This window comes from Bacillus sp. 05T31 (genome assembly GCF_056396725.1).
This window is the reverse complement of the sequence record NZ_JBFTMA010000010.1, coordinates 1-21073: the sequence shown is the minus strand read 5'-3', so window position 1 is coordinate 21073 and position 21073 is coordinate 1. Positions and strand designations below refer to the sequence as shown.

Below are 21073 nucleotides of genomic sequence, written 5' to 3'. Positions count from 1 at the left end.
ATGTATTGTTGTTACTGCCGTTTTTACATTAGAGTGGTACCTGTTTAATAAACCTTCTGCAAATATCTTATTCTTATCAATTGGAGATGTTTTTCTCTCATTTATTTTTCCGATTATAGATTTATTACTTCTTTTATTAGGAGTTAGTCTAATCTTTCGACCAGCTATTTTTAATGCGAAAAGTAAATTATTTATTTTTATCCTCGTATTAACTGGATTGGCTATTACGGACTACTTGTATTTTTACTTACAAGATGATTTGTCAGATCGTTCACTTATATTATTAAGGTGTTTGTATAGAGTTTTCCTTTTATTTATCGCTATTGCTGCTGCTATACCGAAGAATGCTTCTTCTAGAAGAAATTATTTTATTATTGATCCGACATTCGGAAAGAAACTTCTTGTCATATTTCCTTACCTTGCAGTTGCAGTCTTAATTGGTTTTACTCTTAAAGAGCAAACCTCCTCGGCTACACTTATTACTGGAAATTGTATTGCATTTGTATTTGTGCTGATTCGTCATACAATCGTACGAATGCAAAACAGAGATTTAACTGAGATGTTAAAAGTGTTTAATAATCAATTAGAACAAAAAGTATCTCAAAGAACAGAAGATTTAATAAACAAATCCAATGACTTGGTCAAAAATCAAGAGAGATTTAAGTCATTATATGAGTATCATCCAGATCCTATATTAACGATTGATTCAAATGGTACTGTGTTAAATATAAACCAGGCTGGAAGTATGTTATTAGGAAAAAACAGCGATGAATTAATAGGTAAAGAGTGCTTCTCAATTTTTTTAGATGAAGATAGATCTGAATTGGAAGCGGCTCTACAGGAAGGGAAACGATGCAGTTCGGCTTCGTTACAATTACGTGTGAAAAATAATAATGAGAAGGACATTCATTTTTGGTACGTCACCATTGTTCCTATTATGATAGAAGGGCAAACTTTTGGGAGTTATGTAATGGTAAAAGACATTACGAGAATGAAGCAACAACAAGATGAGATAAACTATCTAGCATTCCATGATACAGTGACGGAGATTGGAAATCGAATATTCTTCCAACAAGAATTAGAAAAATCCATTGGGCGTGCACAAAAAACGCAGGATGAATTTGGACTCTTGTATATAGATTTAAATCGTTTTAAGACCATTAACGATACACTGGGACATTCAATTGGTGACAGTGTTTTAAAAGAAGTTGCTAAACGTTTTAGGACATGTCTGTCACCGGCTATTCCTCTAGCGAGAATAGGGGGAGATGAGTTTGCGGTCATAGTCCATAACCACACAGAGCAACAGCTATTGGATTTGTGTGAAACTCTATTTCGTATAACTGAAGAACCATTTGTAGTTAATCAGCATAGTTTTTATTTATCTCTTAGTATAGGAATAGCGGTGTATCCGTTTGGAGGAATAAATACTACTACACTTTTACAACATGCTGATATTGCTATGTATAGTGCAAAGGAAAAAGGTAATAATGCTGTTTGCATGTATGACGAGACATTATCAAAAAAAATAACAAGACGATTACGATTAGAACAGGATTTACCGAAGGCATTAGAAAATAATGAGTTGTTTTTATTATATCAACCACAAGTTGACAGTAAGACTGGTATGGTTATTGGTGCAGAGGCTTTAATTCGTTGGCAACATCCAGAACTGGGACTTATTTCTCCTTTTGAATTTATACCTATCGCGGAAGAAACGTCGCAAATTATTCCAATTGGGAAATGGACGTTACAGGAAGCGTGTCGACAACTGAAAAAGTGGCATTCTGCAGGCTATGCAAATCTAAAAATGGGGATAAATTTATCAGCTATAGAGTTTGAACAGAAGGACTTTGTTCAAACAATCATATCTACTATAGAAGAAGTAGGGGTACCTGCTAGTTCGATCGATTTAGAATTAACTGAGCGGATAGCAATGGTAGATGAAAAAGAAACGTTAGCGAAGTTAAAAGCATTAAAATCATATGGTGTACATTTATCAATTGACGATTTTGGCACAGGGTATTCTTCATTAGCATATCTCCCTTTGTATCCAATTGATACCTTAAAAATTCCAAGAGAATTTGTTAATAGGATCGGAAATTCTACTGATGGAAATGAAATTATTCATACCATTATTTCACTAGCGCATACTTTAAACATGAAAGTGATCGCAGAAGGGGTAGAAACGAAGGAACAATTAACAGTGTTACAACGTAATGCATGTTATCTAATTCAGGGCTATTACTACAGTAAACCTGTAAGTGAAGATGAATTCATCAAGTTTTTAAGCAGAATGTAGCGTCACCCTGTCTAAGAAAAACACAATCTAGACTTGTTTTTTGTTGAAATTATAACAAATAGAGGACAGCAAAGTAACTGTCAAAATGTTTTAGCATTTAATTTGTCTTAATAGGAAATTCTATTGAGCAAAGACCTTATCTGATTTTAGTTTTAGAAAGGAGAGAAGCGGATGGATTCAATATGGCTAGAGTATGCGTGGGCATTATTAATTTTAATCGGATTAGAAGGTTTGTTATCAGCTGACAATGCCCTTGTACTAGCAGTTATAGCGAAACATTTACCCGAAGAAGAGAAAAAAAGAGCTATAAATTACGGAATCATTATGGCCTTCGTTTTTCGATTTGCAGCCCTGTTTGCGATTTCATTTATTGCAAATGTTTGGCAAATACAGGCGATAGGAGCAGCTTATCTTCTTTACTTAGGATTAAAGCATGTCATTCAGGCGCAATTCGGAAAAAACAATCAAAATATTCACAAGGAAGATGAAAAGGAAGCAGCAGGAAAAAGCTACTGGTTCACAGTAGGAAAGATTGCATTAGCTGACCTTGCTTTTGCGATTGATTCAATATTAGCTGCAGTCGCTCTTGCCCTCGGTCTTCCGGATTCACCGCTAGAAGATTTCGGTGGTATGGATGGAGGACAGTTCATAGTTGTACTTCTCGGAGGAATTGCCGGACTTATTTTAATTAAATTTGCGGCAACTTGGTTTGTACAATTACTGGAGAAACGTCCGGCACTGGAAACAACAGCATATGCAATTGTTGCCTGGGTCGGCGTCAAACTTGCTGTAATTACACTTGCCCATGAGGATATAGGTATTTTAGATCATGATTTTCCACACAGTACAACTTGGACTTTAATCTTCTACGGAGTATTAGTTGCCATCGCACTAATTGGTTGGTTTGCACCGGGAAGTAAGTCATCTCAGAATAATCCTAAAATGTAATACAAAGGTCAGAGCATTATGTGCTTTGTCCTTTGTAATGATAATTATATTGTGTATTTTTCGATTTAACGCTATAATTACAGTGTTAAAGATGGAATCGTGATATGACCTGTTATGAATCTATCATTTTATTTATGAATAAATGGATTGGTATTTTAGCAAGATGTGCTAATAAACTACTCCACCATGATGATAACGTGCCAAAAATGTGGTGCGTATATTTTCGTGGTGGAGTTTTTTTTATTCTCAAAAAGGGGGAGTAACCATGAACGACAGCATGGTTCATATTACAATTAACGGCAAAGAGTATAATGCTGAGCCTGGTTCAACTATACTGGGCATTATTAATGAGAACGGAATTGAACATCCGCAAATTTGTTATGTGCCGGAAGTGGATCCTATTCAAACGTGTGATACTTGTATTGTAGAAGTGAACGGAAAGCTTGTGCGATCCTGTTCTACTGTAGTGACGAGCGGTATGAATATTGAGCTGTCCTCTACTAGTGCGAAGGCAGCACAACATGAGGCGATGGACCGTTTACTAGAAAATCATTTACTTTACTGTACGGTTTGTGACAACAATAACGGGAATTGTAAACTGCATAATACGGCAGAATTAATGGAAATTGAGCATCAAAAATATCCTTATGAGCCAAAAGTTGATGCAAGCGAAGTTGATATGTCTCATCCATTTTATCGCTATGATCCGAATCAATGTATCGCGTGCGGTCAATGTGTAGAGGTGTGTCAAAACTTACAAGTTAATGAAACGTTATCTATTGATTGGGAGGCAGAGCGCCCACGTGTTATTTGGGATGAAGGAGTAGATATTAACGATTCTTCATGTGTAAGCTGCGGTCAATGTGTAACGATTTGTCCTTGTAATGCTTTAATGGAGAAATCGATGCTCGGTGAAGCTGGATTTATGACTGGGCTGAAGCCGGATATTCTTGAACCTATGGTCGATCTTATTAAAGAGGTTGAACCTGGATATAGCGGTATTTTCGCTGTGTCAGAAGTAGAAGCTGCGATGCGCGACACTCGTACGAAGAAGACAAAAACAGTTTGTACGTTTTGTGGTGTAGGTTGTTCATTTGAAGTATGGACGAAAGGGCGCAAAATTTTAAAGGTGCAACCAACTTCTGAKGCACCAGTTAATGCAATTTCTACTTGTGTAAAAGGAAAATTCGGTTGGGATTTCGTTAATTCTGAAAAACGACTTACGAAACCTTTAATTCGTAAAAATGGAGTGTTCGTTGAATCGACTTGGGAAGAAGCGCTTCATGTAGTGGCGAATAAATTGGGCTCTATTAAAGAAGAGTACGGTAAAGGCTCTATCGGCTTTATTTCTTCTTCTAAAATTACGAATGAAGATAATTATGTTATTCAAAAATTAGCGCGTCAAGTGTTCGAAACGAATAACGTTGATAACTGCTCACGTTATTGTCAATCACCAGCGACAGATGGATTGTTCCGTACAATTGGTATGGGCGGAGATGCAGGGACGATTAAAGATATCGCACAATCGGGTCTTGTCATTATCGTCGGTTGTAATCCAACAGAAGGTCACCCAGTATTAGCAACTCGTGTGAAACGTGCGCATAAACTTCACGGTCAAAAACTAATTGTTGCAGATCTTCGTAAAACTGAAATGGCAGAGCGTTCGGATATCTTTATTAGTCCAAAGCAAGGGACGGACCAAGTATGGTTAATGGCTGTTACGAAATATATGATTGATCAAGGTTGGCACGATCAGCAGTTCATCGATGAGAATGTAAACTTCTTTGATGATTTCAAAGATAGTCTCGCGGAATATACGCTTGAATATGCAGAAGAGATTACAGGTATTTCAAAAGAAACGCTCGTTAAAATGGCAGAAATGATTCGTGATGCAGATGGTACGTGTATTCTTTGGGGAATGGGGGTAACGCAAAATACTGGTGGTTCAGATACTTCCGCTGCAATTTCAAACTTACTTCTTGCAACAGGAAACTATCGCCGTCCAGGTGCTGGTGCATATCCGCTTCGAGGTCATAATAACGTACAAGGTGCTTGTGATATGGGAACACTTCCAGGTTGGCTTCCAGGATATCAGCACGTTACTGACGATGTAGAACGTGCGAAATTTGAAATAGCTTACGGAGTAAAAATTGATAACAAACCAGGTCTTAATAACATTGAAATGCTTCACGCAATTGATGAAGGAAAAATGAAAGCTATGTATCTTGTTGGAGAAGATATGGCTCTTGTAGACTCTAACGCAAATCACGTACATGAAGTGTTATCAAGCCTTGAATTCTTTGTCGTTCAAGATGTGTTCCTTTCTAAAACAGCTCAATACGCTGATGTAGTATTACCAGCAGCGCCATCTCTTGAGAAAGAAGGTACTTTTACAAATACAGAGCGTCGTGTACAAAGATTATATCAAGTGCTTCCAACGCTAGGAGATGCGAAACCAGACTGGTGGATCGTGCAGGCAATTGCTAATAAATTAGGTGCAAACTGGAGCTATAATCATCCAAGTGAAATCTTTGCAGAAATGGCAAGCTTATCACCACTATTTGCACACGCAAACTATGAAGTGCTTGAAGGGTGGAACAGTTTCCACTGGGGAAGTTTTGATGGTACGAATACGCCGCTTCTATTTAAAGATGGATTTAACTTCCCGGACAAAAAGGCTCGTTTTGCGATAGCTGATTGGGTACGTCCTGCTGCATTCCCAGCAGAATACGATCTTCACATTAATAACGGCCGTATGCTTGAACATTTCCATGAAGGGAACATGACAAATAAATCAACTGGTATTCAATCGAAAGTACCAGGTGTTTTCGTTGAAGTTTCTCCAGAGTTAGCGAGGGAACGTGGAGTGAAAACTGGTTCGTTAGTACGCCTTGTTTCTCCATTCGGGGCACTTAAATTACGTGCACTCGTAACGGATCGTGTAAAAGCGAATGAGCTGTATTTACCGATGAACTCGACAGATAATGAAACGGCGATTAATTTCTTAACAGGTCCTGCGGTCGATCAACGTACGAATACGCCTGCATATAAACAAACGAAAGTGCGTATGGAAGTGTTACAAGTAGAAGGCGAAAATCCGATGCCAAAAACGAACCCGCGTAATAAAAAGCGTCATCCTCAAAACGGTATTGAGGTAAATCGTAAGTGGGCTCGTCCAGGATACGTACATTTAACGGATAAAGTGAAACTTTAATCAGTGGGGGTTTTCTTTATTACCCACTGATTATTAGTTGAACCAATCGGGCGTTTACGGGCAGTTGATCCCCCACCTAAATTCTTTGCTTTCGCTGAATTTTGAGGTAGGGTTCTTACTGCCCGTTAATGCGGGATAACTAAGGGGGAGAAAAGAATATGGCAGCACCTATTCAAGCGATCCAGAAACAGGAGCTAACTGGGGAAGAACTTAAACAACAAAAACTCGAAGCTTTAAAAGAACTGCTAGCTAATAATGAAGATGCTTTAAATCAAATGTTTAATATAGTAGGTGAATTAAATGACATTGGGATGCTGGAAGCAGCAAATTCTATGCTGAAAGCGAAAGAACCAATCGCAAAAATCGTTCTAGGCCAAGTCACTCGTGAACCAGTTACAAATTTAATTAATAATATGATGGGCGCTGCAGGAGCTTTAACAGAACTTGATCCGGAACTTACGAAAAAGCTTATAGGTAGCGTATTGACAGGTATGGATGAAGGAAACCAGCATTTGCAAAGCAATAAAAAAGTAGGAATATTAGACCTTATGAAAGTACTGAAGGATCCAGATATTAATCGTGCTATCGGATTTGGTCTTCATTTCTTAAAAGGTATGGGTAAAGGGTTAAAAGAAGAATAGATAAGCAACAATAATAGTATTTCATATGTTGTTTGCGTACTTGAGATAATTGTACAAGATGATTCATTTCGTCTCATTATTAAATAGTTTAGACGAAATGATCATTTTGTTAAAATAGTTGTGATGGAATAACTAGGAAGGAATGAGAGTATGTCAAAAATGGTACATGAATTTAATGATATGATCCGAAAGCTTCGAAAAGAGTTGTTCGGGAAAGGGCCGGAAAGAATTCATACTGTATTTACCGAGAACATGGCTATTGCAACACTTTATGGGAATTTAACACCTACTGAGAAATTTATTTCGGGAACTACGGATGGGGCGGAAATGGTTCATATGGCTCGAACGAAAATGATTCAAGAAGTGTATGTGGCTAATCCTCATGAACATTTAGAAGAACTTGTTGGTGCGAAGTTAGTTCATCTGTTTTCTGATATGAAAGTAGATGAAGATATTGCAGTTTCCGTGTTTGTTTTTGATAAAAATATAACGTGAGAGAAGGATGCTCATCGTGAAATCGATTCAGGTGGAACGGAAAATTTTCAAATATGAGCAAGGGGAATTTAAACATATAGAGGACAGCATTGTAACAGAGTTTCCTGTTACGGTTAAAATTAACGGCCAGGAATTTGTTACAATGGTTAGTACTCCAGAGTATATTGAAGATATGGTAATTGGCTTTTTAGCCTCTGAAGGCATTATCCGAAAGTATGAAGATATTGATGAAATATGGATGCAAGAAAAAGAAGGTTATGTACATGTAAAAACGACGAAAATCAATCCTTATTATCGTGACATACAAAACAAACGTTATATTACTTCGTGCTGTGGAATGAGTAGGCAAGGGTTTGTTTTTGCGAACGATGCGCTGACTGCGAAAGAAATGAATGATATTCGCGTAAAGATCTCTGCCGAGGATTGTTTTCGGTTAATGAATGATATGCAGCAATCTGCGTCTACGTTTCAACATACAGGCGGCGTTCATAATGCAGCTTTATGTAATGTGAGTGGAATTGTTTTAAGCCGCATGGATATAGGAAGACATAACGCTTTAGACAAAATTTACGGCTATTGTTTAAAAAATAACATTTCGATTGGTGATAAAATTATTGTTTTTAGTGGACGTATCTCTTCTGAAATTCTATTAAAAGTTGCGAAAATTGGCTGTGAAGTAATATTGTCAAAATCAGCTCCAACTGAGTTAGCATTAGAACTAGCGGAGCAGTTAGGGATTACTACAATAGGCTTCATTCGTAATAAATCTTTAAATGTATATACGCATCCAGAGCGGATTATAAATATAAAATAAGTAGAAACGAGGCAATAATCATGAAATCTGTTACATTAGACAAATTAGATCGTCCTTTAAAGGATTTACGTATTTCTGTTACTGATCGCTGTAATTTTCGCTGTCGATATTGTATGCCAGAAGAAATATTTGGTCGTGATTATTCTTTTTTGTCTAATGATAAAATTTTATCTTTTGATGAAATTGAAAGGATTACACGTATTTTCGTTTCTTTAGGTGTAAGAAAGTTACGTATTACAGGAGGAGAGCCTTTACTTCGAAAAGACTTACCTGAACTCATACAGCGGTTAAACGAAATTGATGGAGTAGAGGATATTGGTTTAACGACAAATGGATCATTACTTAAAAAGTTTGCTCCAGATTTATATAAGGCGGGTTTATCTCGTGTAACAGTTAGTTTAGACTCGTTAAATGAAGAACGATTCTCTTATTTAAATGGGAATAGAAGTAAAGTAAAAACGGTTCTTGCGGGAATACAGGCTGCAGCGGAAGCCGGAATGAAAATTAAAATGAACATGGTTGTCCAAAAAGGGAAAAATGAAGAAGACATCGTTCAGATGGCAGAGTACTTTAAAGAGAATAAGCATATCCTTCGGTTCATTGAATATATGGATGTCGGAAATTTTAACGGCTGGGAATTAGGTGAAGTAGTTTCTAAGCAGGAAATAGTAGAGATGATTCATAAAGTGATGCCGCTTGAACGTATTGAGGCGAACTATCCTGGTGAAGTTGCAACACGTTATCGTTATGTTGGTAGCGAAGAAGAAATAGGAATTATTTCATCTGTAACGGATTCGTTCTGTTCATCATGTACAAGAGCGCGTATTTCTGCAGAAGGAAAATTGTATACATGTTTGTTTGCGTCTAAAGGAAACAATCTTAAAGAATTACTTCGCTTTGGATATACGGATGAGGAGATTACTAATGTTATTCGTGACATTTGGAATAATCGTTCAGACCGTTATTCAGATGAACGGTTAAGCAATACGAATAAAAAAGCAATGCCGAAAATTGAAATGTCGCATATCGGTGGCTGAGAAGCTACTAAGAATGTAGATTCTCTTTGTTAACGTAAATGGTGGGAAATGTGCAAGTTTTGTACACTTTCTATGAGTATAGTAAAAATGATGATTGATATTTCTGTAAGAGATATGCAGAGAGATTAAGCAGCATTCAAAAATCCTTACGATGATAAGGGTTTTTGGTGCTGCTTTTTTTAGATGAGAAAAATGGAGGAATTGGTTATGGCATTTCATAAACCGGAACAAATTGCTGCGCTTGTGATTGAATCCGGTGTTCAAAAGGTGGGGCAACCGCTATCCGCAATGCTTATTCTTGGTTTTTTAGGAGGAGCATTCATTTCGTTAGGATTTTTACTTAATATTCGTGTTCTAGGTAATGTACCGGAGCAGTGGGGAAGTTTAGTCAATTTTATAGGAGGAGCGGTTTTTCCTATAGGACTTATGCTCGTTGTTTTAGCAGGAGGAGAATTAATTACGGGAAACATGATGTCGATGGCCATGGCACTGTATGCACGGAAAATTTCATTGAAACATGTGTTAAACAATTGGGCGTGGATCACTTTAACGAACTTCGCAGGTGCGCTTTTCGTAGCGTATTGTTTCGGTCATCTTGGCGGGTTAACTGAAGGTGCCTATTTAAATAAAACGATAGCGATAGCTCAAGATAAATTACATGAATCTTTCGGGAGAACATTAATTTTAGCGATTGGCTGTAACTGGCTCGTTTGCCTTGCAATTTGGTTAGCATACGGAACGAACGATTTAATCGGAAAGATTGTTGGGATTTGGATTCCGATTATGGCGTTTGTCGTAATTGGGTTTCAGCAAGTAGTAGCAAATATGTTTGTCATTTCAGCAGTTATTTTTGCTGGTCACCTTACGTGGATGGATCTTGCGAAAAACTTTGTGCCAGTCTTTATCGGAAATGTAATTGGCGGAGCTGGATTTGTTGGATTCGCTTATTTTTCTTGTTATCAGAAACAAAGTGCTACCGAAGAAGATGTAATGAAAAAATAACAGTATATGAAAGGAAGGCACCTCATGATAGAGCGGTATTCACGACAACAGTTGTTCACTCCTATTGGAAAAGAAGGGCAAGAGAAGATTAGAAATAAGCATGTATTAATAGTAGGGGCAGGTGCATTAGGAAGTGCAAGTGCAGAAAGCTTAGTACGTGCAGGTATCGGGAAATTAACGATTATTGATCGCGATTACGTAGAATGGAGTAATTTACAGCGGCAACAACTTTACGCTGAACAAGATGCGATAGAAAAATTGCCAAAAGCAATTGCAGCGCAGAATCGTCTCAAACAAATTAATTCAGACGTGCAAATTCAAGCTCTTGTAATGGATGCAAGAGTAGATAATATGGAAGCTTTACTAGGTGGTGTCGATGTCATTATTGATGCAACAGATAATTTCGATATTCGGTTCGTGATTAATGATATATCACAAAAACACAATATCCCTTGGATTTACGGTTCTTGTGTCGGAAGTTATGGCATGAGCTATACAATTATTCCGAAGAAAACACCGTGCTTACATTGCGTGTTGAAAAGTGTTCCTGTTACAGGGGCGACATGTGACACAGTTGGAATTATTAGTCCAGCTGTTCAAATCGTCGCAGCGTATCAAGTAGCAGAAGCATTCAAAATTTTAGTAGAAGACTATGAAGCAGTTCGGAAAACATTTTTAATGTTTGATATATGGAGTAATCAATATCATTCTATCAAACTAGGGAAAATCAAAACGGAAGACTGTCCTTCGTGCGGAACAAATAGAACTTATCCTTATTTATCATACGAAAATCAAACGAAGACAGCTGTGTTATGTGGAAGAAATACAGTTCAAATTAGACCGGCGCATAATAGACATTACAACTTTGATGAGTTAGAAAAAGTATTAAAGAACCACGGGAAAGTTGATCGAAATCCGTATTTGCTCTCTTGCCAATTAGAAGAGTATCGCATCGTCATTTTTCAAAATGGTCGTGTATTCATTCACGGAACGAATGAAATTCAAAAAGCGAAACAACTATACTATCGGTTATTAGGATAATAGAGAGGGATTGGTAATGATGGAAAGAAGAGTGCCAATTACAGTTGAAGAGGCTGTTCATAAAGTGATGGCATTTGCTAATTGTGGTGTAAAAGAACTAGTACCACTGGAATTAGCATACGGACGTACGTTAGCAGACGATATAGTAGCGGATCACGATGTTCCTTACTTCGATCGCTCGCCATATGATGGATTTGCTATTAGGGCAGAAGATACTTTACGAGCTAGTCGTGAGAATCCAATCGTATTTGAAGTCATCGGTGAAATTGGAGCAGGTTCCGTATTTCCTACAGAAGTAGGAGCGTTTCAAGCAGTTCGAATTATGACAGGGGCACAAATTCCGAAAGGATGTAACGCGGTCGTCATGCTAGAACTGACTCGTCATCGTCAATATGAGAATATCGGAAAAAGCTATATGGAAGTGAGGCGCTCATTTAAAAAAGGGGACAATATATCCTTTCAAGGTGAAGATGTTCAGAAAGGAATCGTTCTCGCAAAAAGAGGTAGTTACATTAATCCGGGTATTTCTGCTCTTCTTGCTACATTCGGTTATAGCGAAGTGCCAGTAGCGAAAAAGCCTGTTATTGGACTATTAGCGACTGGGAGTGAACTTCTCGATGTAAATGAAGAACTACAACCTGGGAAAATTCGAAATAGTAATACGCATATGATATCGTCTCAAATTCGAAGAGCAGGTGGAAGAGTAAAATACTTTGGAAAGTTTAGCGACGATTTGAATACGTGCTACGAAGCAGTGAAGAAAGCGTTAAGTGAAGTGGATATGTTAATTACAACTGGTGGTGTTTCAGTAGGGGATTACGATTATTTGCCAGCTATATACGAAAAGTTAGGTGCGTCGGTTCTTTTTAATAAAGTAGCCATGCGGCCGGGTAGCGTCACGACTGTAGCGCAATTAAACGGAAAATTATTATTTGGATTATCAGGTAATCCATCTGCTTGCTATGTAGGTTTTGAATTATTCGTAAAACCTAGCATTCGTGCGTATATGTTTAGCGAAAAACCACATGTAAAACGAGAAAAAGCAATGCTCGGAGAAGATTTTCTAAAACCGAATCCATTTACAAGATTTGTACGAGGTAAGCTTCAGTATAACGAAGGACAACTAATCGCTTATCCATCAGGATTTGATAAATCTAGTTCCGTTTCTTCATTAGCAGAATCAAATATTTTTATCGTCCTACAGGGCGGAACGAGAGGATATAAGAAAGGGATGTTTGTAGACATTCTTTTATTAGAAGATAACGAAGGTAGTGAATGGCCTTGGACATTCCGTAAAGTGGGGAGAGGTTTTGATGGGACAAGCACGATTTGAAATTGTCGATAATCGGATTGTAGTTGAAGAAGTAACGAATAAAGTAGCAAGACGAGAAGCAGGAGCAATTACAACTTTTATTGGAACAGTAAGGGAATTAACGAAAGGAAAACGAACGTTACATCTTGAGTATGAAGCATATAAACCGATGGCGGTAAAAAAGCTTACTGCAATTGGAGAAGAAATTAAGAAAAAGTGGCCGGATGCGAAAATAGCAATTACGCACCGAGTAGGAAGACTAGAAATAATGGATATTGCAGTTGTCATTGCAGTATCGTCGCCGCATCGTAAAGTAGCGTACGAAGCGAATGAATACGCAATTGAACGTATAAAGAGAATCGTCCCAATTTGGAAAAAAGAATTTTGGGAAGATGGAACGGAGTGGATTGGTGATCAACTTGAAAATACTCCCTATCCAGAAGGAAAACCAAAGAAAGAAGAATGAGAGAATGATTACAATTTTATTGTTCGCAACTTTACGAGAAGAAGTCGGCTCAGAGAGATTAGTAATGATAGAAAAACGAGAGATGAATGTTCATCAATTGAAAAAATGGTTGAAAGAAAACTATCACTTACAGACGCTAGATAAAGTTATGGTGGCAATTAATGAAGAATTTGTAACGGACGAAGATATTGTAAGAGCTGGAGATACCGTCGCGTTTATCCCGCCTGTAAGTGGAGGTTAATTCTTCTTATTTGAATACCACATCTTTTATAAATTAAGGAGGATCATTATGAGTGAATTTTCGCACTGGAATGAAGAAGGAAGAGCTAAAATGGTTGATATCTCTCAAAAAGATATTTCAATACGCACAGCTATTGCGCAAAGTACAATTTCTTTATCAAATGAATTATTTGAAGCAATTCAAAGTGGTGGGTTGAAAAAAGGAGACCCGCTTCAAGTAGCACAAGTTGCTGGCATAATCGGTGCTAAAAAAACAGCGGATATAATCCCTATGTGTCACCCGATATTAATCCAAGGAACGGACTTTGCGTTCCATTATGAAAAGACAACTGATGGCTATGAGTTAATCATACGAGCGACAGTAAAATGTAGTGGGAAAACAGGAGTAGAAATGGAAGCATTAACTGCCGTATCGATTGCCGCCCTTACTTTTTACGATATGTGCAAAGCTGTTGATAAAACGATGGTTATGAAAGAAACATATTTAGTACAAAAAACGGGTGGGAAAAGCGGAGACTTTTTTCACAAGATAAAATAATTACAATGGAAGGAATGTGTATGATGATTACTCACGAACAAATTATGAACGCTTTAAGCCATGTAGAAGATCCAGAGTTACACAAAAGTATTGTGGAACTAAACATGGTCAGAAATATAAAAATAGATGGTGCACAAGTTCAACTAGAAGTAATTTTAACGATACAAGGTTGTCCGTTAAAGGCGAAAATTCAACAAGATATTGAAGACTCACTTCGAAACATTGGAGTGTCGAAAGTTTCTTTAACATTTGGCTCAATGACACCAGAAGAAAGAGCGGCATTAACAGCGTCTTTAAAGAAAGAAGCTAGAACAGAAACAGGAATGCCAAGTATGTTGCGACCTGATTCAGGGGTACATTTTATTACTATAACGAGCGGAAAAGGCGGAGTCGGGAAATCAACTGTGACGATTAACCTTGCTACTGCTTTAGCACGTATGGGGAAAAAGGTTGGAATTTTGGATGCAGATATATACGGATTTAGTATCCCAGCTATGATGGAAACGAATGAAAAGCCAACGCTGATTGATCAAACCGCAATCCCGGTCGTAAGTCACGGTGTTAAAATTATGTCGATGGGATTCTTCACAGAAGGTAATAACCCCGTTATGTGGCGCGGCCCAATGTTAAACAAATGGATTCAAAACTTCCTTGCGAACACGCACTGGGGAGAATTAGACTATCTTCTTCTAGATTTACCGCCTGGAACAGGAGACGTTGCAATTGATGTCGCTGCGATGATTCCACAAGCGAAGGAAATTATCGTTACAACGCCTCATAACGTAGCGTCATTTGTAGCTTCTAGAGTAGGAGTAATGGCAAAACATACGAAACACGATATTTTAGGTATCGTTGAAAATATGGCATATTACGAAGAACAAGATGGTTCAAGAAACTATCTCTTCGGAAAAGGTGGCGGCGAAATGTTAGCAGAACAACTGCAAACAGAAATAATTGCTCAAATACCGTTTGCAAAACGTGAAGAGAATAAAGGCTCATGTGTATATGATGAAGATTCACTCGTTGGGGAGATGTTTACATCTTTAGCGGAGGATCTTATTTATAAAGGATAAGTTGATATAAAAGCGGGATACATAGCACGTATGTATCCCGCTTTTTATTTTTTATAGAGTTATTTCAATAGTTTTAACGGTTATATTTACGATTGTAGTAATTTAGAAACCATTTGCGGAATTTGGTTTGCTTGTGAAACCATAGTAAGTGCAACTTCAGTTAACAATTTAAACTTTAAGAAGTCACTCATCTCTTGCGCCATATCCGCATCCTCAATTCGAGATGCAGAATCTGTTAACGCCATACTTTGGCTATTTAAATTTTCAATATTAAATTGTAAACGATTCATCATAGCACCGAGATCAGCACGATGAAGTGATACACTTTGCAAAGCTTCTTCAATTTTACAAATCGCCACTCTTGCTTCTTGTTCAGTTGAAATCTTGATGTCATGTTGTGTGGGGGAAGGGGGAATATGTTTCGTTATATGTACCGTATGACCGATATCATCTAACGTAATAGGACGGTTTTGATTGTCAAATACGGATAAATCATTAAACTCAGTTGTCTCGCCAATATAGCCAATTTGCTCTGTTAAAGATTGAAACTCTTTATTCAGTGAATCACGGTTTTTATTTGAATTTGTACCGTTCGCAGATTGAATAGCTAAATCACGCATACGCTGCAAAATATTCGTAACAGTTTGAAGAGCAGCTTCCGCTGTGCGAAGCATCGATATCGCATCCTCATTATTACGAATCGCAACACGTATACCACTCGCTCTCGCATGCATACGAGTCACAATGGCAACATTCGCAGGATTATCAGAAGCATGGTTTAACTTCTTACCAGTCGCAAAATGCTCCATCGCAACATTCATACGTTTCTCATTCTCATACAACGACTGCCTAGCATTCATACTCAAAACATTCGTACCAATACGCATAATGGACACTCCTTATAGATTCATATATGGTCTTAAATTCAATAAATGGCTATAAAAAGAAAAAGGGAATTATGCTTAGCTCCTATTGTGTTTAAACATGAGAGGGGATAGAGATAGGAACTGACCGCTTCTACACATCGCGGATTCTCTCTTCCACCTAAAAAAAGATAGGTTTTACAAATAATTCATTTATATAGAAAAAATGAACCACTCCGCAAGCAGAGTGGTTCATTCATTAAACTAACTCAAATGGCTTATTGTAATAATTTTGAAACCATTTGTGGAGTTTGGTTTGCTTGAGAAAGCATGCTGATACCAGCTTCGTTCAAGATTTTGAACTTAGTCATTTCAGACATTTCTTTCGCCATGTCAGCGTCTTCGATTTGAGAAGCAGCTGAAGCCATAGAAGAAGATTGGCTCTTCAGGTTATTTACGTTAAAGTCAAGGCGGTTTAATGTAGCACCTAGAGTTGCACGGTTAGATGCGATTGTTTCTAGCGCTGCATCAATAGATTTGATTGCGCTAGAAGCGTTTGGCGTTGATTTTGTAATATTACCCGCTGTAGGTGCTGTATAAGCAGTTCCGATTGCTTGAGCAGTTGTACGGCTTGGAGTTGTTTCGTACGCTGCAATTGCATCTGTAATACCTTTGATTGCAGCGTCACTCATTAAGTTTTTATCAACCTTATCAAATGCTGCTTTAAAATCGTCAACTGCTTTTGTAATTTCCGGTGCAGTTGCTGTAGCAGCTAAACCAGCTAAAGCTGCTTTGGCAGTACCTACAGCAGCAATATTTGTATCTTTCGCAATGTCTGCTGTTGTAATTGCGATTGTTTGATTGCCCTTACCTTCAATTGATATCGTATCAATTTGTAATGAGTTTGTAGAAGTATTGGCTAAGTCAATATTAATTTGTTTGCTTGTATCAGCATTATCTAAAGTTTGAATTGCGATAGATCCTTTAGAACCATCTAATAATTTTTGATCATTGAACTCTGTGTTTTTAGAGATGTAATCAATTTGACCTTTTAATGCAGTAAATTCTTTGTCTAATGCTGCTTGGTTTTTATCTGTATTTGTACCATTCGCAGATTGGTTTGCAAGGTCACGCATACGAAGTAAGATGTTAGATACTGAGTTCATTGCTGAGTCAGCTGTACGAATTAAAGACATACCGTCTTGAGTGTTGTTAGCAGCTACTCCTAATCCGCTTTCACGAGCACGCATACGAGTTGCGATTGCAAGACCTGCTGCATCGTCAGAAGCGTTGTTGATACGTTTACCGCTTGATAAACGGTCCATAGCGTTGCTCATTTTAGCTTGGTTTTGGCGCATGTACTCTTGTGTACGCATGCTATTAATGTTTGTATTAATTCTCATGTTAAGAACCCCCATTTTTTTATATTGACTTTTCTGCAAATCGAAAAACGGTAATATGCGAAAAAATCGATTTCGAGATTTATTGTAAGCCTTGCTATAACGGGTGTCAACTAAAAATTCGAATTAATAAATATAAAAAAATAACAGTTTAACAATGTAGTCATTTTTTTATTGCAAAGGATTATTGCAAACTTTTTAAAAAAACTCTAATATTAGATTATCTTTGTTTAGCGAAAAGGTGATATTATGGTAGTTGGAAATATAGTAAAAGAAGTTCTTGCATATAAAAAAGGACAGATTCAGCAAAAGTTAAGTAGTCCACAGGCGTTTGTTAGTAGCCGTTTTCAAGATCAATTGCAGAGTGAACCTGCGAAGGAGACGAAAGTTGCTAAAGAGCCGGCAAAAGTAGAGGATATGAGTCAGCCGGTACAATCTACGAAAATAGAAACGGTTGTTAATAAACCGGAAGAATCTATTCATAAAGTAGAGGAAGCGAGTAAGCCTGAGGAAAAAGCTGAAACGAAGCAAGTAGATGAAGTGCAAGTTGCACAAAAAGAGTTTGAACGACGTTTTCCAGAAACGAAAAATGAGGCTGCTGATACGTGGGGATTAACGAATAAATATAATATTCAGAAAATACGTTCTTCAAATGAAGGTAAGTATGAGGATATTATTGATCGCGTAAGTAATACATATGGAATTCCGAAAACGTTAATTCAAAAAATGATTGAAGTAGAGTCTAATTTTAATCCGAAAACGGTGTCACATGCAGGGGCGATGGGGCTGATGCAGCTTATGCCAGCGAATGTGAAAGAGATGGGTGTAAAAAATCCATTTTCACCAGCTGAAAGTATTGAGGGCGGTGTGAAAGAGTTAAGCGGTTATTTAAAGAAAAATAACGGTGATCTCGTATTGGCACTTGCTTCTTATAATGCTGGACCTGGTAATGTGAGAAAGTACGGAGGCGTACCACCATTTAAAGAAACGCAAGGATATATTAAAAAAATATTAAATATCGACGTTTCGAAATAGAAAATTTCATTATATAAATAGAGAACATGAAATTTTTGTGAACATGATATGGGAGTTGGCTAGATTTGAAATTACAAGATGATATTCCGTTAACAATTTATTTTGAAATCGGAAATACGAAAAAGAAAATTGAAGATCTGCTTCATATTACGAAAGGTACATTGTATCGTCTTGAAAATTCAACGAAAAATACGGTGCGTCTTATGCTTGAGAATGAAGAGATTGGAACCGGAAAGATTTTGACGAAGAATGGGAAAATGTACGTTGAAATCGTTGAATTGAAAAGGTAGGGAAGGGGATTGTCATGAGTGGCGAAAAATTAAGCCAAGAGCAAATTGATGCCCTGCTGAAGGCGGTAAATGAAGGCGAGGAAATGCCAGCTTTCGCACAAGAAGCAGGGAAGCAAGATAAATTTCAAGAGTATGATTTTAATAGACCGGAGAAGTTTGGTGTTGAGCATTTACGTAGTTTGCAGGCGATTGCGTCTACATTTGGAAAGCAGACGTCACAGACGTTGTCAGCTCGTATGCGTATTCCAATTGAACTAGAGCCTTCAACGGTTGAGCAAGTTCCATTTACGAGTGAGTATGTAGAGAAAATGCCGAAAGATTATTATTTATATTGCGTTATTGATCTCGGTTTACCAGAGCTTGGAGAAATTGTTATTGAGATTGATTTAGCGTTCGTCATTTATATTCATGAATGTTGGCTTGGCGGAGATAGTAAGCGTAACTTTACGATGCGCAGACCGTTAACGGCGTTTGAATTTTTAACGCTTGATAATATATTCTTGCTTCTTTGTAAAAATTTAGAGCAATCATTTGAAAGCGTTGTTGCGATTGAACCGAAGTTTGTAACGACGGAGACAGATCCGAATGCGCTGAAGATTACGACAGCGAGCGATATTATTTCATTACTGAACGTAAATATGAAAACAGAGTTTTGGAATACGACGGTTCGTATTGGAATTCCGTTCTTATCTGTTGAAGAGATTATGGATAAGTTAACGTCTGAAAATATTGTCGAACATTCTTCAGATAAGCGTAAAAAATATACGTCTGAAGTAGAAGTGAAAGTAAATCAAGTGTACAAGCCTGTTCACGTTGCGGTTGGTGAGCAAAAGATGACAATGGGCGAGATTGAACAAATTGAAGAAGGCGATATTATTCCGCTTCATACAAAGGTTTCAGACCAACTACGTGGTTATGTAGATGGAAAACATAAATTTAATTGTTTTATCGGGAAAGATGGAACGCGTAAGGCGCTTCTATTTAAAAGTTTTATAGAGTAGGAGGATCCATATGAAGCATGAAGTATCTCCTGTGTCATTAATGGGATTAGAAGAATTTGCAGGGAAGCGAAATGAAGCGGGGAAGGCACATATTGATACCGTTTCAGACATTTCGATTGAACTTGGAGTAAAGCTTGGGAAGTCATCTATTACGCTTGGTGATGTGAAGCAGTTAAAAGTTGGCGATGTTCTTGAAGTAGAGAAAAATTTAGGACATAAAGTAGATGTATATTTAAGTGATATGAAAGTCGGTATTGGTGAGGCAATCGTAATGGACGAGAAGTTTGGCATTATTATTTCTGAAATTGAAGCTGATAAGRAACATGCAGCGCTTATGAAGGCACAAAATCAAATGCAGGATAAAGAGTAGAGGAGGAGTCATATGTCGTATATGACGACCTTATTTCAAGTCGTTTTACTGTTTGGTGCGCTCGGCTATGGTGCATATTATATGACGAAAAAGACGCGCAAACAGCAGTTTTTTAAGCAAGGTGAAAATGGACACATTCAAGTGAAAGACGGTGTTTATTTAAATCATCAAACGAGCGCCTTTTTATTTGAAGTGGACGGAAAGCAAGTGTTCACTGTTATTAGTAATAACGGTGTACAATCTGTGCAGTTAACAGGAACAGGAAATCAGTTTCAACAAGCGTTAGAAGACGCGGTGAAGAGTATGCAGCCCCGAACGGCTTTATTAATTTCGAAAATGGAAAAGAGTTTACGAGTAATTCAAGTGTACAACTATTCGCGCTCGTTACCCTTCTATCATTATCTTCTTCTATCGTTCTTTTATTTACGCATTTTACTTATTTTATGATTGTTCTTGGGATTACTCGTCAAGGGCTTGGGGTTATGAATTTACCACCGAACCAAGTGCTTGTTGGACTCGCATTATTTTTATCGCTGTTTACAATGCAGCCAGTGCTTGGTCAATTAAAGAGTGATGTGTGGGACCCGATGACGAAAGAAAAAATAACAGTAAGTCAAGCTGCGGAAACGACAGCTCCGATTATGAAAGATTATATGTCGAAGCATACGTATAAGCATGATTTGAAAATGATGCTGAAAGTGCGTGGAGAAGAGTTGCCGAAAGATTTAAAGGATCTTTCATTGTTTACGCTTGTGCCATCCTTTACGTTAACGCAAATTCAAAAAGGTTTATTAACAGGGATGTTCATTTATTTAGCGTTTGTCTTTATTGATTTAATTATTAGTACACTTTTAATGTACCTTGGGATGATGATGGTACCGCCGATGATTTTAAGTTTACCATTTAAAATACTTGTTTTCGTATATTTAGGTGGATATACAAAAATCGTCGATATTATGTTTAAGACGGTCGCCTGAAGCGTTTGATGCTA

Annotated in this window: 20 protein-coding genes and 3 pseudogenes; 21 read left to right on the top strand and 2 right to left on the bottom strand. The window is 37.6% G+C overall.

The features are described from left to right. The 15 genes and pseudogenes from AC1DJR_RS01510 to AC1DJR_RS01440 form a co-directional block, all read left to right on the top strand. Nucleotides 1–2302 (top strand): putative bifunctional diguanylate cyclase/phosphodiesterase (locus AC1DJR_RS01510; protein WP_477001894.1); only part of this gene is annotated, 2302 nt, incomplete at its 5' end. 171 nt (nucleotides 2303–2473) lie between these two features. Continuing rightward, a complete protein-coding gene (locus AC1DJR_RS01505; RefSeq protein WP_078184238.1) occupies nucleotides 2474–3250 on the top strand; it encodes a TerC family protein in 777 nt (258 codons plus the stop codon). Between the two features lie 104 nt (nucleotides 3251–3354). Further along, a pseudogene (locus tag AC1DJR_RS01500) lies at nucleotides 3355–3547 on the top strand (hypothetical protein). Continuing rightward, nucleotides 3516–6464, top strand: coding sequence for a formate dehydrogenase subunit alpha (gene fdhF, locus AC1DJR_RS01495; RefSeq protein ID WP_477001893.1), 2949 nt, complete (start codon nucleotides 3516–3518; stop codon nucleotides 6462–6464). Before AC1DJR_RS01500 ends, fdhF begins: the two are co-directional and overlap by 32 nt. A gap of 158 nt (nucleotides 6465–6622) precedes the next feature. Further along, nucleotides 6623–7105, top strand: a complete 483-nt coding sequence (locus AC1DJR_RS01490) for a helical membrane plugin domain-containing protein (RefSeq protein WP_328057188.1) — start codon at nucleotides 6623–6625, stop codon at nucleotides 7103–7105. Nucleotides 7106–7255: 150 nt separating this feature from the next. After that, nucleotides 7256–7600 carry a Na-translocating system protein MpsC family protein gene (locus AC1DJR_RS01485; protein WP_002012015.1) on the top strand — a complete coding sequence of 115 codons (345 nt, stop codon included), beginning with the start codon at nucleotides 7256–7258 and terminating at the stop codon, nucleotides 7598–7600. Between the two features lie 16 nt (nucleotides 7601–7616). Beyond that, nucleotides 7617–8414 (top strand): formate dehydrogenase accessory sulfurtransferase FdhD, encoded by a 798-nt coding sequence (gene fdhD, locus AC1DJR_RS01480; protein ID WP_002086466.1) that lies wholly within the window; start codon nucleotides 7617–7619, stop codon nucleotides 8412–8414. A 20-nt stretch (nucleotides 8415–8434) separates the two neighbouring features. Next, nucleotides 8435–9451: a GTP 3',8-cyclase MoaA gene (gene moaA, locus AC1DJR_RS01475; protein WP_215552606.1), complete on the top strand. Its 1017-nt coding sequence runs from the start codon at nucleotides 8435–8437 to the stop codon at nucleotides 9449–9451. A 207-nt stretch (nucleotides 9452–9658) separates the two neighbouring features. After that, complete coding sequence (locus AC1DJR_RS01470; RefSeq protein WP_098636162.1) at nucleotides 9659–10453, top strand: formate channel; 795 nt, start codon at nucleotides 9659–9661, stop codon at nucleotides 10451–10453. 24 nt (nucleotides 10454–10477) lie between these two features. After that, nucleotides 10478–11494 (top strand): molybdopterin-synthase adenylyltransferase MoeB, encoded by a 1017-nt coding sequence (locus tag AC1DJR_RS01465; protein ID WP_429686699.1) that lies wholly within the window; start codon nucleotides 10478–10480, stop codon nucleotides 11492–11494. A gap of 19 nt (nucleotides 11495–11513) precedes the next feature. After that, the gene (locus AC1DJR_RS01460; RefSeq protein ID WP_429692332.1) at nucleotides 11514–12827 is read left to right on the top strand and encodes a molybdopterin molybdotransferase MoeA; all 1314 of its coding nucleotides are present in this window, start codon (nucleotides 11514–11516) and stop codon (nucleotides 12825–12827) included. Beyond that, entirely contained in the window at nucleotides 12808–13272 is a 465-nt protein-coding gene (locus tag AC1DJR_RS01455; protein WP_477001892.1) for a molybdenum cofactor biosynthesis protein MoaE, read from the top strand. The genes AC1DJR_RS01460 and AC1DJR_RS01455 overlap by 20 nt, the downstream gene beginning before the upstream one ends. Before the next feature lie 4 nt (nucleotides 13273–13276). Beyond that, nucleotides 13277–13513 (top strand): molybdopterin converting factor subunit 1, encoded by a 237-nt coding sequence (moaD, locus tag AC1DJR_RS01450; RefSeq protein ID WP_477001891.1) that lies wholly within the window; start codon nucleotides 13277–13279, stop codon nucleotides 13511–13513. Nucleotides 13514–13561: 48 nt separating this feature from the next. After that, nucleotides 13562–14050 carry a cyclic pyranopterin monophosphate synthase MoaC gene (gene moaC, locus AC1DJR_RS01445; RefSeq protein WP_477001890.1) on the top strand — a complete coding sequence of 163 codons (489 nt, stop codon included), beginning with the start codon at nucleotides 13562–13564 and terminating at the stop codon, nucleotides 14048–14050. A gap of 20 nt (nucleotides 14051–14070) precedes the next feature. Beyond that, nucleotides 14071–15123 carry a P-loop NTPase gene (locus tag AC1DJR_RS01440; protein WP_477001895.1) on the top strand — a complete coding sequence of 351 codons (1053 nt, stop codon included), beginning with the start codon at nucleotides 14071–14073 and terminating at the stop codon, nucleotides 15121–15123. Between the two features lie 86 nt (nucleotides 15124–15209). Here the strand turns inward: AC1DJR_RS01440 and AC1DJR_RS01435 are convergent, their stop codons facing one another. Both AC1DJR_RS01435 and AC1DJR_RS01430 read right to left on the bottom strand, forming a co-directional pair. Next, complete coding sequence (locus AC1DJR_RS01435) at nucleotides 15210–16010, bottom strand: flagellin N-terminal helical domain-containing protein (protein WP_477001889.1); 801 nt, start codon at nucleotides 16008–16010, stop codon at nucleotides 15210–15212. 254 nt (nucleotides 16011–16264) lie between these two features. Next, nucleotides 16265–17389 carry a flagellin N-terminal helical domain-containing protein gene (locus AC1DJR_RS01430; protein ID WP_002086453.1) on the bottom strand — a complete coding sequence of 375 codons (1125 nt, stop codon included), beginning with the start codon at nucleotides 17387–17389 and terminating at the stop codon, nucleotides 16265–16267. A gap of 246 nt (nucleotides 17390–17635) precedes the next feature. On the opposite strand from AC1DJR_RS01430, the gene AC1DJR_RS01425 reads away from it, so the two are divergent. The 6 genes and pseudogenes from AC1DJR_RS01425 to AC1DJR_RS01400 all read left to right on the top strand — a co-directional run. Next, nucleotides 17636–18421, top strand: a complete 786-nt coding sequence (locus AC1DJR_RS01425) for a lytic transglycosylase domain-containing protein (RefSeq protein ID WP_002126630.1) — start codon at nucleotides 17636–17638, stop codon at nucleotides 18419–18421. Nucleotides 18422–18486: 65 nt separating this feature from the next. After that, nucleotides 18487–18711: a flagellar motor switch protein FliN gene (locus AC1DJR_RS01420; RefSeq protein ID WP_000775712.1), complete on the top strand. Its 225-nt coding sequence runs from the start codon at nucleotides 18487–18489 to the stop codon at nucleotides 18709–18711. A gap of 14 nt (nucleotides 18712–18725) precedes the next feature. Then, on the top strand, nucleotides 18726–19712 hold the full coding sequence (gene fliM / locus AC1DJR_RS01415; protein ID WP_002011997.1) for a flagellar motor switch protein FliM: 987 nt from the start codon (nucleotides 18726–18728) through the stop codon (nucleotides 19710–19712). A gap of 10 nt (nucleotides 19713–19722) precedes the next feature. Beyond that, complete coding sequence (gene fliN, locus AC1DJR_RS01410) at nucleotides 19723–20082, top strand: flagellar motor switch protein FliN (RefSeq protein ID WP_477001888.1); 360 nt, start codon at nucleotides 19723–19725, stop codon at nucleotides 20080–20082. A 12-nt stretch (nucleotides 20083–20094) separates the two neighbouring features. After that, nucleotides 20095–20385, top strand: a pseudogene (locus tag AC1DJR_RS01405) (flagellar motor switch protein FliN); the annotation flags it as partial. Further along, nucleotides 20385–21059 (top strand): annotated as a pseudogene (locus tag AC1DJR_RS01400) (flagellar type III secretion system pore protein FliP); the annotation flags it as partial. The pseudogenes AC1DJR_RS01405 and AC1DJR_RS01400, both read left to right, overlap by 1 nt. Nucleotides 21060–21073: the final 14 nt, after the last annotated feature.